Genomic DNA, 14,224 nt, shown 5'->3' with positions numbered 1-14,224 from the left:
AAGGAGCCGGCGGCCTGGCTTCATTCTTAACGCTGACCCAAAGCGACCGAGACCATGACAGCGGACAACGCTATTTATATTCCGCCCTACAAGGCTGACGACCAGGATGTGGTCGTCGAACTGCACAACCGTTTTGGCGCCGACGCATTCGTCGCCCAGGAAACCCGCACCGGCATGCCGGTACTGTGGGTAAAGCGTGCCCAGCTCAAGGAAGTGCTGAGCTTCCTGCGCGGCGTCGCCAAGCCGTACAGCATGCTGTACGACCTGCACGGCGTCGACGAGCGCCTGCGCACCCAGCGCCGCGGCCTGCCAGCCGCCGATTTCAGCGTGTTCTACCACCTGCTGTCGGTCGAGCGTAACAGCGACGTGATGATCAAGGTGTCGCTCAGCGAAGGCGACCTGAACCTGCCGACGGTGACCGGTATCTGGCCGAACGCCAACTGGTACGAGCGCGAAGTCTGGGACATGTTCGGCATCGACTTTGCCGGCCACCCGCACCTGAGCCGTATCATGATGCCGCCGACCTGGGAAGGTCACCCGCTGCGCAAGGACTACCCCGCCCGCGCCACCGAGTTCGATCCCTACAGCCTGACCCTGGCCAAGCAACAGCTTGAAGAGGAGTCGGCGCGCTTCAACCCGGAAGCCTGGGGCATGAAGCGTCAGGGCGCCAACGAGGACTACATGTTCCTCAACCTCGGCCCGAACCACCCGTCCGCCCACGGTGCCTTCCGTATCGTCCTGCAGCTGGACGGTGAAGAGATCGTCGACTGCGTCCCGGACATCGGCTACCACCACCGTGGCGCCGAGAAGATGGCCGAGCGTCAGTCCTGGCACAGCTTCATTCCCTACACCGACCGTATCGACTACCTCGGCGGGGTGATGAACAACCTGCCGTACGTACTGGCGGTCGAGAAGCTGGCCGGTATCCAGGTGCCGCAGAAAGTCGACGTGATTCGCATCATGCTCGCCGAGTTCTTCCGCATCACCAGCCACCTGCTGTTCCTGGGCACCTACATCCAGGACGTCGGCGCCATGACCCCGGTGTTCTTCACCTTCACCGACCGCCAGCGCGCCTACACCGTGATCGAAGCGATCACCGGTTTCCGCCTGCACCCGGCCTGGTACCGCATCGGTGGCGTCGCCCACGACCTGCCGCGCGGCTGGGACAAGCTGGTCAAGGACTTCGTCGAATGGCTGCCCAAGCGCCTCGACGAGTACACCAAGGCCGCCCTGCAGAACAGCATCCTCAAGGGCCGTACCATCGGCGTTGCCGCGTACAACACCAAGGAAGCGCTGGAATGGGGCACCACCGGTGCCGGCCTGCGTTCCACCGGTTGCGACTTCGACCTGCGTAAGGCCCGCCCTTACTCTGGCTACGAGAACTTCGAGTTCGAAGTGCCGCTGGCCCACAACGGCGATGCCTACGATCGCTGCATGGTCCGTGTCGAGGAGATGCGCCAGAGTATCCGCATCATCGACCAGTGCCTGCGCAACATGCCGGAAGGCCCGTACAAGGCGGATCACCCGCTGACCACGCCGCCGCCGAAAGAGCGCACCCTGCAGCACATCGAGACCCTGATCACCCACTTCCTGCAAGTCTCGTGGGGCCCGGTCATGCCGGCCAACGAGTCGTTCCAGATGATCGAGGCGACCAAGGGCATCAACAGTTACTACCTGACGAGCGATGGCGGCACCATGAGCTACCGCACCCGGATCCGTACCCCGAGCTACCCGCACCTGCAGCAGATCCCTTCGGTGATCAAAGGCAGCATGGTCGCGGACCTCATCGCGTACCTGGGCAGTATCGACTTCGTTATGGCTGACGTGGACCGCTAAGCATGAACAGCACGCTTATCCAAACCGACCGTTTCGCCCTGAGCGAAACCGAGCGCTCGGCCATCGAGCACGAGATGCACCACTACGAGGACCCGCGCGCGGCGTCCATCGAAGCCCTGAAGATCGTCCAGAAGGAACGCGGCTGGGTGCCGGACGGCGCCATCTACGCCATCGGCGAAGTGCTGGGTATCCCCGCCAGCGACGTCGAGGGCGTGGCCACCTTCTACAGCCAGATCTTCCGCCAGCCGGTCGGCCGCCACATCATCCGCGTGTGCGACAGCATGGTCTGCTACATCGGCGGCCACGAATCGGTGGTCAGCCAGATCCAGAGCGAGCTGGGCATCGGCCTCGGCCAGACCACCGCGGACGGGCGTTTCACCCTGCTGCCGGTGTGCTGCCTGGGCAACTGCGACAAAGCCCCGGCGCTGATGATCGACGACGACACCTTTGGCGACGTGCAGCCTGCCGGCGTCTCCAAGCTGCTGGAGGGTTACGTATGACCATCACTTCCTTCGGCCCGGCCAACCGCATCGCGCGTTCGGCCGAAACCCACCCGCTGACCTGGCGCCTGCGCGACGACGGCGAGCCTGTATGGCTGGCCGAGTACCAGGCCAAGAACGGCTATGCCGCCGCCCGCAAGGCGCTGGCCGAGATGTCCCAGGACGATATCGTCCAGTCCGTCAAGGACTCCGGCCTCAAGGGCCGTGGCGGCGCGGGCTTCCCCACCGGCGTGAAGTGGGGCCTGATGCCCAAAGACGAATCCATGAACATCCGCTACCTGCTGTGCAACGCGGATGAAATGGAGCCGAACACCTGGAAGGACCGCATGCTGATGGAGCAACAGCCCCATCTGCTGGTCGAGGGCATGCTGATCAGCGCCCGCGCCCTGAAGGCCTACCGTGGCTACATCTTCCTGCGTGGCGAATACACCACCGCGGCGAAGAACCTCAACCGCGCCATCGACGAAGCCAAGGCCGCAGGCCTCCTGGGCAAGAACATCCTCGGCTCGGGCTTTGATTTCGAGCTGTTCGTGCACACCGGTGCCGGGCGCTACATCTGCGGTGAAGAAACCGCGCTGATCAACTCGCTCGAAGGCCGCCGCGCCAACCCGCGCTCCAAGCCGCCCTTCCCTGCCGCCGTCGGCGTGTGGGGCAAGCCGACCTGCGTGAACAACGTCGAGACCCTGTGCAACGTGCCGGCCATCGTCGCCAACGGCAACGACTGGTACAAGTCGCTGGCCCGCGAAGGCAGCGAAGACCACGGCACCAAGCTGATGGGCTTCTCCGGCAAGGTGAAGAACCCGGGCCTGTGGGAGCTGCCGTTCGGCGTCACCGCCCGCGAGCTGTTCGAAGACTACGCCGGTGGCATGCGCGACGGCTTCAAGCTCAAGTGCTGGCAGCCAGGCGGCGCCGGTACCGGCTTCCTGCTGCCCGAGCACCTCGATGCGCAGATGTACGCCGGTGGCATCGCCAAGGTCGGCACCCGTATGGGTACGGGCCTGGCCATGGCGGTCGACGACAGCGTCAACATGGTCTCGCTGCTGCGCAACATGGAAGAGTTCTTCGCCCGCGAATCCTGCGGCTGGTGCACGCCATGCCGCGACGGCCTGCCATGGAGCGTGAAGATGCTGCGCGCCCTGGAGAAAGGCCAGGGCCGCGCCGAAGACATCGAGACCCTGCTGGGTCTGGTCAACTTCCTCGGCCCAGGCCGCACCTTCTGTGCTCACGCACCGGGTGCCGTCGAGCCATTGGGCAGTGCCATCAAGTACTTCCGCTCGGAGTTCGAGGCCGGCGTCGCCCCAGCCACTGCTGGCAGCGAAGCCCTGCGCCCGAACCTGGCGAAGCCGATCGTGGTCGGCGCATAACAAGATGAACAGCGGATGGTCCGTGCCATCCGCCAGCCCGCCGGCCGGCCCGAACGATTCGTGGCCGGCCGCAGGCTCACCGATTTCCATTAGCCACGCCCGCCCACGCGGGCCAACGAAGAACTTTGAACAATGGCCACTATCCACGTAGACGGCAAAGCGCTCGAAGTCAACGGTGCGGACAACCTGTTACAGGCCTGTCTGTCGCTCGGCCTCGACATCCCCTATTTCTGCTGGCACCCGGCGCTCGGTAGCGTCGGCGCCTGCCGGCAGTGCGCGGTCAAGCAGTACACCGACGAGAACGACACCCGTGGTCGTATCGTCATGTCCTGCATGACCCCTGCCTCCGACGGCACCTGGATCTCCATCGACGATGACGAGTCCAAGGCGTTCCGCGCCAGCGTCGTCGAATGGCTGATGACCAACCACCCGCACGACTGCCCGGTGTGCGAGGAAGGCGGTCACTGCCACCTGCAGGACATGACGGTAATGACCGGCCACAACGAGCGCCGCTACCGTTTCACCAAGCGTACCCACCAGAACCAGGACCTCGGCCCGTTCATCGCCCATGAGATGAACCGCTGCATCGCCTGCTACCGCTGCGTGCGCTACTACAAGGACTACGCCGGCGGCACCGACCTGGGCGTATACGGCGCCCACGACAACGTGTACTTCGGTCGCGTCGAAGACGGCGTGCTGGAAAGCGAGTTCTCCGGCAACCTCACCGAGGTCTGCCCGACCGGTGTGTTCACCGACAAGACCCACTCCGAGCGTTACAACCGCAAGTGGGACATGCAGTTCGCCCCGAGCATCTGCCATGGCTGCTCCAGCGGCTGCAACATCAGCCCCGGCGAGCGCTACGGCGAACTGCGCCGCATCGAGAACCGTTTCAACGGCTCGGTGAACCAGTACTTCCTGTGCGACCGTGGCCGCTTCGGCTATGGCTACGTCAACCGCAAGGACCGTCCGCGCCAGCCGTTCCTCGCCGATGGCAGCAAGCTGGGCCTGGACGCCGCCCTGGACAAGGCCGCCGACCTGCTGCGCGGCCGCACCATCGTCGGTATCGGCTCGCCGCGCGCCAGCCTCGAGAGCAACTATGGCCTGCGTGAGCTGGTCGGCGCCGAGTACTTCTACTCCGGTATGGAAGCTGGCGAACTGGCCCGCGTGCGCCTGGCGCTGAACGTGCTGAACGACAGCCCGCTGCCAGTCCCGACCCTGCGCGACATCGAAGACCACGACGCCGTGTTCGTGCTCGGTGAAGACCTGACCCAGACCGCCGCCCGCGTCGCCCTGGCCGTGCGCCAGGCCACCAAGGGCAAGGCCGAGGCCATGGCCGACGCCATGCGTGTACAGCCTTGGCTGGACGCTGCGGTGAAGAACATCGGCCAGCACGCGCTGTACCCGCTGTTCATCGCATCCTTGGCTGAAACCAAGCTGGACGACGTCGCCGAAGAGTGTGTGCACGCTGCTCCCGCTGACCTGGCCCGCATCGGTTTCGCCGTGGCCCACGCCATCGACCCGAGCGCGCCTGCCGTCGCCGGCCTGGACGACGAAGCCAAGGCCCTGGCCCAGCGCATCGCCGATGCCCTGGTCGCCGCCAACCGCCCGCTGGTGGTCGCCGGCACTTCCCTGGCGGATCCTGCGCTGATCGAAGCCGCCGCCAACATCGCCAAGGCCCTCAAGCTGCGCGAAAAGAACGGTTCGCTGAGCCTGGTCGTGCCTGAAGCCAACAGCCTCGGCATGGCGATGCTGGGCGGCGAGTCCGTCGATGCGGCCCTGGACGCCGTGATCAGCGGCAAGGCCGACGCCATCGTCGTGCTGGAAAACGACCTGTACGCCCGCGTACCGGCCGCCAAGGTCGACGCCGCCCTGGCCGCGGCCAAGGTGGTGATCGTTGCCGACCACTCCAAGACCCCGACCCTCGACCGCGCCCACCTGGTGCTGCCGGCCGCCTCGTTCGCCGAAGGCGACGGCACCCTGGTCAGCCAGGAAGGCCGTGCCCAGCGCTTCTTCCAGGTGTTCGACCCGCAGTACCTGGACAGCAGCATCCAGATCCACGAAGGCTGGCGCTGGATGCACGCCCTGCGTGCCACCCTGCTGAACAAGCCGGTGGACTGGACCCAGCTGGACCACGTCACCAGCGCCTGCGCCGAAGCCGCCCCGCAACTGGCCGGCATCGTCAACGCCGCGCCAAGCGCAGCCTTCCGCATCAAGGGCATGAAGCTGGCCCGCGAGCCGCTGCGCTACTCCGGCCGTACCGCCATGCGCGCCAACATCAGCGTGCACGAGCCGCGTACCCCGCAGGACAAGGACACCGCGTTCGCCTTCTCCATGGAAGGCTACTCGGGCTCGGCCGAACCGCGCCAGCAGGTGCCGTTCGCCTGGTCGCCGGGCTGGAACTCGCCACAGGCCTGGAACAAGTTCCAGGACGAAGTCGGTGGCCACCTGCGCGCCGGTGACCCGGGCGTGCGCCTGATCGAGTCGCAGGGCGACAAGCTCGACTGGTTCACCGCCATTCCGGGCGCGTTCAACCCGGCTCGCGGCACCTGGACCGCCGTACCGTTCTTCCACCTGTTCGGCAGCGAAGAGAGCTCCTCGCGCGCCGCCCCGGTACAAGAGCGTATTCCAGCCGCCTACGTCGGCCTGGCCAAGTCCGAGGCCGACCGCCTGGGTGTCAACGACGGCGCGCTGCTGAGCCTGAACGTGGCCGGTGTTTCGCTGCGCCTGCCGCTGCGTATCAATGAAGAACTGGGCGCTGGCCTGGTTGCGTTGCCCAAAGGCCTGGCCGGCATTCCGCCCGCCATCTTCGGTGCAGCCGTCGAAGGCCTGCAGGAGGCAGCACAATGAGCTGGTTCACCCCCGAAGTGATCGACGTGATCATTCAGGTCGTCAAGGCCATCGTGGTGCTGCTGGCCGTGGTGGTCTGCGGCGCGCTGCTCAGCTTCGTCGAGCGTCGCCTGCTGGGCTGGTGGCAGGACCGCTACGGTCCGAACCGGGTCGGCCCGTTCGGTATGTTCCAGATCGCCGCCGACATGCTGAAGATGTTCTTCAAGGAGGACTGGAACCCGCCCTTCGTCGACAAGATGATCTTCACCCTGGCGCCGGTAGTGGCCATGAGCGCCCTGCTGATCGGCTTCTCGATCATCCCGATCACCCCGGGCTGGGGCGTGGCCGACCTGAACATCGGCCTGCTGTTCTTCTTCGCCATGGCCGGCCTGTCGGTCTACGCCGTGCTATTCGCCGGCTGGTCGTCGAACAACAAGTACGCCCTGCTGGGCAGCCTGCGGGCCTCGGCGCAGACCGTGTCGTACGAAGTGTTCCTGGGCTTGGCGCTGATGGGCGTGGTGGTGCAGGTGGGTTCGTTCAACATGCGCGACATCGTTGAATACCAGGCCAACAACCTGTGGTTCATCATTCCGCAGTTCTTCGGCTTCTGCACCTTCTTCATCGCTGGCGTCGCCGTGACTCACCGTCACCCGTTCGACCAGCCGGAAGCGGAACAGGAACTGGCCGACGGCTACCACATCGAATATGCCGGCATGAAATGGGGCATGTTCTTCGTCGGTGAATACATCGGCATCATCCTGATCTCGGCGCTGCTGGTAACCCTGTTCTTCGGTGGCTGGCACGGTCCGTTCGGCATCCTGCCGCAAGTACCGTTCCTGTGGTTCGCCCTGAAGACCGCGTTCTTCATCATGCTGTTCATCCTGCTGCGCGCCTCGATCCCGCGCCCACGCTATGACCAGGTGATGGACTTCAGCTGGAAGTTCTGCCTGCCGCTGACCCTGATCAATTTGCTGGTGACCGCTGCGATCGTGCTCTACAACACGCCAGCCGTCGCGGCCCAGTGAGGATTTGACCCATGTTCAAGTATATCGGCGACATCGTTAAGGGCACCGGCACACAGCTGCGCAGCCTGGCCATGGTGTTCTCCCACGGGTTCCGCAAGCGCGACACCCTGCAGTACCCCGAAGAACCCGTGTACCTGCCGCCGCGCTACCGCGGCCGCATCGTCCTCACCCGCGACCCCGATGGCGAGGAGCGCTGCGTGGCGTGCAACCTCTGCGCGGTGGCCTGCCCGGTCGGCTGCATCTCGCTGCAGAAGGCCGAGACCGAGGACGGCCGTTGGTACCCCGAGTTCTTCCGCATCAACTTCTCGCGCTGCATCTTCTGCGGCCTGTGCGAAGAGGCGTGCCCGACCACCGCGATCCAGCTCACTCCGGATTTCGAAATGGCCGAGTTCAAGCGTCAGGACCTGGTGTACGAGAAAGAAGATCTGCTGATCTCCGGCCCCGGCAAGAACCCTGACTACAACTTCTACCGTGTTGCCGGCATGGCGATCGCTGGCAAGCCGAAAGGCTCTGCGCAGAACGAAGCCGAGCCGATCAACGTGAAGAGCTTGCTCCCATAAGGACAGAAAGATGGAATTCGCTTTCTACTTCGCATCCGGTGTCGCCGTTGTCTCCACGCTCCGCGTGGTGACCGGCACCAACCCGGTGCACGCCCTGCTCTACCTGATCATCTCGCTGATTTCCGTGGCGATGATCTTCTTCTCCCTCGGTGCGCCGTTCGCCGGCGCCCTGGAAGTGATTGCCTACGCCGGCGCCATCATGGTGCTGTTCGTGTTCGTGGTGATGATGCTCAACCTCGGGCCGGCTTCGGTTGCCCAGGAGCGCGGCTGGCTCAAGCCCGGCATCTGGGCGGGGCCGGTGATCCTCGCCGCCCTGCTGCTGCTGGAGCTGCTGTACGTGCTGTTCGTCACCCCGTCGGGCGCCGCCATCAGCGGTACCACCGTCAGCGCCAAGGACGTCGGCATCAGCCTGTTCGGGCCGTACCTGCTGGTGGTCGAACTGGCCTCGATGCTGCTGCTCGCGGCAGCCGTCACCGCCTTCCACCTGGGCCGCAACGAGGCGAAGGAGTAAATCATGGGTGCTATCCCTCTCGAGCATGGTCTGGCGGTCGCCGGCATCCTGTTCTGCTTAGGTCTGGTTGGCCTGATGGTCCGCCGCAACATCCTCTTCGTGCTCATGAGCCTGGAAGTCATGATGAACGCCTCTGCCCTGGCGTTCATCGTCGCCGGTGCCCGTTGGGTCCAGCCCGACGGCCAGGTGATGTTCATCCTGGTGATCAGCCTGGCAGCCGCCGAGGCCAGCATTGGCCTGGCGATCCTGCTGCAGCTGTATCGCCGCTTCCACACTCTCGACATCGATGCTGCCAGTGAGATGCGCGGATGAACCTTATCTTCCTGACGTTCGTATTCCCCCTGATCGGCTTCCTGCTGCTGTCGTTCTCGCGCGGCCGCTGGTCCGAGAACCTGTCGGCGCTGGTCGGTGTCGGCTCGGTCGGTCTGTCGGCGGCCACCGCCGCCTACGTGATCTGGCAGTTCAACGTCGCCCCGCCTGAGGGCGGTGCTTACAGCCAGCTGCTGTGGCAGTGGATGTCGGTGGACGGCTTCGCGCCGAACTTCACCCTGTACGTGGACGGCCTGTCGGTCACCATGCTGGGCGTGGTCACCGGCGTCGGCTTCCTGATCCACCTGTTCGCCTCCTGGTACATGCGTGGCGAAGCCGGTTACTCGCGCTTCTTCTCGTACACCAACCTGTTCATCGCCAGCATGCTGTTCCTGGTGCTGGGCGACAACCTGCTGTTCATCTACTTCGGCTGGGAAGGCGTGGGCCTGTGCTCGTACCTGTTGATCGGTTTCTACTACAGCAACCGCAACAACGGTAACGCGGCACTCAAGGCGTTCATCGTCACCCGCATCGGCGACGTGTTCATGGCCATCGGCCTGTTCATCCTGTTCGTCCAGCTGGGTACCCTGAACGTGCAGGAACTGCTGGTGCTGGCACCGCAGAAGTTCCAGGCCGGTGACACCTGGATGGTCCTGGCGACCCTGATGCTGCTGGGTGGCGCGGTCGGTAAATCGGCCCAGCTGCCGCTGCAGACCTGGCTGGCCGACGCGATGGCGGGCCCGACCCCGGTTTCGGCGCTGATCCACGCGGCCACCATGGTGACCGCGGGCGTGTACCTGATCGCCCGTACCAACGGCCTGTTCCTGCTGGCGCCGGACGTCCTGCACCTGGTCGGCGTGGTCGGTGGCGTGACCCTGGTCCTGGCCGGCTTCGCCGCCCTGGTACAGACCGACATCAAGCGTATCCTCGCCTACTCGACCATGAGCCAGATCGGCTACATGTTCCTGGCCCTGGGCGTCGGCGCCTGGGACGCGGCGATCTTCCACCTGATGACCCACGCCTTCTTCAAGGCCCTGCTGTTCCTTGCCTCCGGTGCGGTGATCGTCGCCTGCCACCACGAGCAGAACATCTTCAAGATGGGCGGCCTGTGGAAGAAACTGCCGCTGGCCTACGCCAGCTTCGTGGTCGGTGGCGCCGCCCTGGCCGCCCTGCCGATCCTGACCGTGGGCTTCTACTCCAAGGACGAGATCCTCTGGGAAGCCTTCGCCAGCGGCAACACCGGCCTGCTGTACGCCGGCCTGGTGGGCGCGTTCATGACCTCGCTGTACACCTTCCGCCTGATCTTCATCGCCTTCCACGGCGAAGCCAAGACCGAAGCCCACGCCGGCCACGGCATCAGCCACTGGATGCCGCTGGGCGTGCTGATCGTGCTGTCGACCTTCATCGGCGCCTGGATCCACCCACCGCTGGCAGGCGTGCTGCCTGAAAGCGCCGGCCACGCCGGTGGCGAAGCCAAGCACTCGCTGGAGATCGCCTCGGGCGCCATCGCCATCGCCGGTATCCTGCTGTCGGCCCTGCTGTTCCTGGGCAAGCGCCGCTTCGTCACTGCGGTCGCCAACAGCGGTATCGGTCGCGTCCTGTCGGCCTGGTGGTTCGCCGCCTGGGGCTTCGACTGGATCTACGACAAGCTCTTCGTCAAACCTTACCTGCTGATCAGCCACATCCTGCGCAAGGACCCGGTTGACCGCAGCATCGGCCTCATCCCTCGCCTGGCTCGCGGCGGTCACGTCGCCATGAGCAAGACCGAGACCGGCCAGCTGCGCTGGTACACCGCCTCGATCGCCGTCGGCGCCGTGCTGGTGCTCGGTGCCGTGGTAGTGGCCGCGGTATGACTATGAATCTTGCGACTTTGCCAAAGGAAACCAACCCGTCATGATTTTGCCTTGGCTGATCCTGATCCCCTTCATCGGCGGCTTCCTGTGCTGGCTGGGTGAGCGCTTCGGCTCCACCCTGCCGCGCTGGATCGCGCTGCTGACCATGTCCCTGCTGCTTGGCATCGGCCTGTGGCTGTGGGCGAACGGCAACTACACCCTGGCTCCGGCCCCTGGCGCGGAGCCCGCCTGGGCCCTCGAGTACAAAGTCGAGTGGATCAAGCGCTTCGGCATCAGCATCCACCTGGCCCTCGACGGCCTGTCGCTGCTGATGATCCTGCTCACCGGCCTGCTCGGTGTGCTGTCGGTGCTGTGCTCGTGGAAAGAGATCCAGCGCCACGTCGGCTTCTTCCACCTCAACCTGATGTGGATCCTCGGCGGCGTGGTCGGTGTGTTCCTGGCCCTGGACCTGTTCCTGTTCTTCTTCTTCTGGGAAATGATGCTGGTGCCGATGTACTTCCTCATCGCGCTCTGGGGTCACAGCTCCTCCGACGGCAAGAAGACCCGGATCTACGCGGCGACCAAGTTCTTCATCTTCACCCAGGCCAGCGGCCTGATCATGCTGGTGGCGATCCTCGGCCTGGTGCTGGTCAACTACAACAGCACCGGCGTGATCACCTTCAACTACAGCGACCTGCTCAAGGCCGAGCTGCCAGCCGGCGTCGAGTACATCCTGATGCTGGGCTTCTTCATCGCCTTCGCGGTGAAGCTGCCGGTGGTGCCGTTCCACTCCTGGCTGCCTGACGCTCACGCCCAGGCACCGACCGCAGGTTCCGTGGACCTCGCGGGCATCCTGCTGAAGACCGCGGCCTACGGCCTGCTGCGCTTCGCCCTGCCGCTGTTCCCGAACGCCTCGGCCGAGTTCGCGCCGATCGCCATGACCCTGGGCCTGATCGGTATCTTCTACGGTGCCTTCCTGGCCTTCGCGCAAACCGACATCAAGCGCCTGGTGGCCTTCTCCAGCGTCTCGCACATGGGCTTCGTGCTGATCGGCATCTACTCCGGCAGCCAGCAGGCCCTGCAGGGCGCGGTGATCCAGATGCTGGCCCACGGCCTGTCGGCCGCCGCGCTGTTCATCCTGGCCGGCCAGCTGTACGAGCGCCTGCACACCCGTGACATGCGCGAGATGGGTGGCCTGTGGCACCGCATCGCGTATCTTCCGGCCATCAGCCTGTTCTTCGCCGCCGCGTCGCTGGGCCTGCCGGGCACCGGCAACTTCGTCGGCGAGTTCCTGATCCTGATCGGCAGCTTCGCCCACGTCCCATGGATCACCGTGATCGCCACCACCGGCCTGGTCTTCGGTTCGGTGTACTCGCTGATCATGATCCACCGCGCCTACTTCGGTCCGGCCAAGGCCGACACCGTGCTGGCCGGCATGGACGGTCGCGAGCTGATCATGGTGCTGGGCCTGGCGGGCCTGCTGATCCTGCTGGGCGTGTATCCGCAGCCGTTCCTGGACACCTCTGCCGCCACCATGAGCGGTGTGCAGCAGTGGCTCGGTTCCGCTTTCACTCAACTCGCTTCGGCCCGGTAAGAGCGCTATGGAATTCACCACTCAACACTTCATCGCATTGGCGCCGATGCTGATCACCACCATCACCACGGTGGTGGTGATGCTGGCGATCGCCTGGAAACGCAACCACTCGCAGACCTTCCTGCTGTCCACCGTGGGCCTGAACCTGGCCCTGCTGTCGATCCTGCCGGCACTTAAAGTCGCGCCGCTGGCGGTCACGTCGCTTGTGACCATCGACAAGTTCGCCTGCCTGTACATGGCGATCATCCTGGTGGCCACCCTGGCCTGCGTCACCCTTGCCCACGCCTATCTGGGCGAGGGTTCCAAGGGCTTCCCGGGCAACCGTGAAGAGCTGTACCTGCTGCTGCTGATGTCGGCACTGGGTGGCCTGGTGCTGGTCAGCGCCAACCACCTGGCGGGCCTGTTCATCGGCCTGGAGCTGCTGTCGGTGCCGGTCTACGGCCTGGTGGCGTACGCCTTCTTCAACAAGCGCTCGCTGGAAGCCGGCATCAAGTACATGGTGCTGTCGGCCGCCGGTTCCGCCTTCCTGCTGTTCGGCATGGCGCTGCTGTACGCCGATGCCGGCGCGCTGACCTTCGACCAGCTGGGCAAGGCCCTGGCCGCCACCAGCATGCCGAGCCTGCTGGCGCAGTTGGGCCTGGGCATGATGCTGGTGGGCCTGGCCTTCAAGCTGTCGCTGGTGCCGTTCCACCTGTGGACCCCGGACGTGTACGAAGGCGCCCCGGCGCCGGTCGCCGCGTTCCTGGCCACCGCCAGCAAGGTCGCGGTGTTTGCCGTCGTGGTACGCCTGTTCATGCTCTCCCCCGCCGCCAGCAGCGGCGTGCTGAGCACCGTGCTGGCGGTGATCGCGGTCGCCTCGATCATCATCGGCAACCTGCTGGCGCTGACCCAGAGCAACCTCAAGCGTCTGCTCGGTTACTCGTCCATCGCCCACTTCGGCTACCTGGTCATCGCCCTGGTCGCCAGCAAGGGCCTGGCCCTGGAAGCCATGGGCGTGTACCTGGTCACCTACGTGATCACCAGCCTCGGCGCCTTCGGCGTGATCACCCTGATGTCCTCGCCGTACGCCGGCCGTGACGCCGACGCCCTGTACGAGTACCGCGGCCTGTTCTGGCGCCGTCCGTACCTGACCGCCGTGCTGACCGTGATGATGCTCTCGCTGGCCGGTATCCCGTTGACCGCGGGCTTCATCGGCAAGTTCTACATCATCGCCACCGGCGTCGAGTCGCACCTGTGGTGGCTGGTCGGCGCCCTGGTGATCGGCAGCGCCATCGGCGTGTACTACTACCTGCGCGTCATGGTCACCCTGTACCTGGTCGAGCCGAACCTGCGTCGCCACGACGCCCCGCTGAAGTGGGAACAGCGCACCGGCGGCGTGATGCTGCTGGCCATTGCCATCCTCGCCTTCGTGCTGGGCGTGTACCCGCAGCCGTTGCTGGAGATGGTGCAGCAGGCGGGTCTGCAACTGATCGGTTGATCGGCTGCACGATGTGAAAGTAACCCCGCCTCGGCGGGGTTTCTTTTTGCCTGAAGGAAATCACTGGCTTCTTCGCGGGTAAATCGCAGCGGCGCACCGACGCTCCCACAGGATCACCACCATTTCCAACGGTCAGCGCTTTACCTGTGGGAGCAACTGTCTTGCTCAATTTTTAGAATCTGGCGCGATCCCTGTGGGAGCGGGTTTACCCGCGAAGCAGGCGACGCGGTGCCTGGCACCGGCTGCGCCGGTGTTCGCGGCTGAAGCCGCTCCCACAGCGACCGCGCGGCCCTCAAGCCACGCGCTATGCCTGTGGGAGCGGCGGTGCGCCGCTGCGATTTACCCGCGAAGAAGCCACTGCGGTATTACAGATCGACCACTGTGCTTCGT

11 protein-coding genes are annotated in these 14,224 nt (G+C 65.1%); all 11 read left to right on the top strand.

Annotation, left to right across the window (positions count from 1 at the left end; genetic code table 11):
• The first annotated feature begins 54 nt into the window (after positions 1-54).
• The 11 genes from nuoC to nuoN all read left to right on the top strand — a co-directional run bounded on the left by nuoC (position 55) and on the right by nuoN (position 13,834).
• The gene (gene nuoC, locus NMG10_RS19610; RefSeq protein ID WP_110733467.1) at positions 55-1,836 is read left to right on the top strand and encodes an NADH-quinone oxidoreductase subunit C/D; all 1,782 of its coding nucleotides are present in this window, start codon (positions 55-57) and stop codon (positions 1,834-1,836) included.
• Between the two features lie 2 nt (positions 1,837-1,838).
• Positions 1,839-2,336, top strand: a complete 498-nt coding sequence (gene nuoE, locus NMG10_RS19605; protein WP_012313767.1) for an NADH-quinone oxidoreductase subunit NuoE — start codon at positions 1,839-1,841, stop codon at positions 2,334-2,336.
• The gene (gene nuoF, locus NMG10_RS19600; RefSeq protein ID WP_203652033.1) at positions 2,333-3,700 is read left to right on the top strand and encodes an NADH-quinone oxidoreductase subunit NuoF; all 1,368 of its coding nucleotides are present in this window, start codon (positions 2,333-2,335) and stop codon (positions 3,698-3,700) included. Before nuoE ends, nuoF begins: the two co-directional genes overlap by 4 nt.
• Positions 3,701-3,832: 132 nt before the next feature.
• Entirely contained in the window at positions 3,833-6,547 is a 2,715-nt protein-coding gene (gene nuoG, locus NMG10_RS19595) for an NADH-quinone oxidoreductase subunit NuoG (RefSeq protein WP_254464964.1), read from the top strand.
• On the top strand, positions 6,544-7,551 hold the full coding sequence (nuoH, locus tag NMG10_RS19590) for an NADH-quinone oxidoreductase subunit NuoH (protein WP_050706494.1): 1,008 nt from the start codon (positions 6,544-6,546) through the stop codon (positions 7,549-7,551). The genes nuoG and nuoH overlap by 4 nt, the downstream gene beginning before the upstream one ends.
• A gap of 11 nt (positions 7,552-7,562) precedes the next feature.
• Positions 7,563-8,111 (top strand): NADH-quinone oxidoreductase subunit NuoI, encoded by a 549-nt coding sequence (gene nuoI / locus NMG10_RS19585; protein ID WP_003251442.1) that lies wholly within the window; start codon positions 7,563-7,565, stop codon positions 8,109-8,111.
• 10 nt (positions 8,112-8,121) lie between these two features.
• The gene (nuoJ, locus tag NMG10_RS19580) at positions 8,122-8,622 is read left to right on the top strand and encodes an NADH-quinone oxidoreductase subunit J (protein ID WP_110733459.1); all 501 of its coding nucleotides are present in this window, start codon (positions 8,122-8,124) and stop codon (positions 8,620-8,622) included.
• Between the two features lie 3 nt (positions 8,623-8,625).
• Positions 8,626-8,934 carry an NADH-quinone oxidoreductase subunit NuoK gene (nuoK, locus tag NMG10_RS19575; protein ID WP_008096201.1) on the top strand — a complete coding sequence of 103 codons (309 nt, stop codon included), beginning with the start codon at positions 8,626-8,628 and terminating at the stop codon, positions 8,932-8,934.
• Entirely contained in the window at positions 8,931-10,784 is a 1,854-nt protein-coding gene (nuoL, locus tag NMG10_RS19570) for an NADH-quinone oxidoreductase subunit L (RefSeq protein ID WP_254464963.1), read from the top strand. The genes nuoK and nuoL overlap by 4 nt, the downstream gene beginning before the upstream one ends.
• 40 nt (positions 10,785-10,824) lie before the next feature.
• Positions 10,825-12,357, top strand: a complete 1,533-nt coding sequence (nuoM, locus tag NMG10_RS19565) for an NADH-quinone oxidoreductase subunit M (RefSeq protein ID WP_110733457.1) — start codon at positions 10,825-10,827, stop codon at positions 12,355-12,357.
• Between the two features lie 7 nt (positions 12,358-12,364).
• On the top strand, positions 12,365-13,834 hold the full coding sequence (gene nuoN / locus NMG10_RS19560) for an NADH-quinone oxidoreductase subunit NuoN (RefSeq protein ID WP_102685131.1): 1,470 nt from the start codon (positions 12,365-12,367) through the stop codon (positions 13,832-13,834).
• Positions 13,835-14,224: the final 390 nt, after the last annotated feature.

The sequence above is a fragment of the Pseudomonas sp. DVZ6 genome (assembly GCF_024259445.1).
GTDB classification, from domain to species: Bacteria; Pseudomonadota; Gammaproteobacteria; order Pseudomonadales; family Pseudomonadaceae; genus Aquipseudomonas; species Aquipseudomonas peradeniyensis.
Note: the sequence above shows the minus strand (reverse complement) of the source record. Positions and strands in the feature narration are given on the sequence as shown.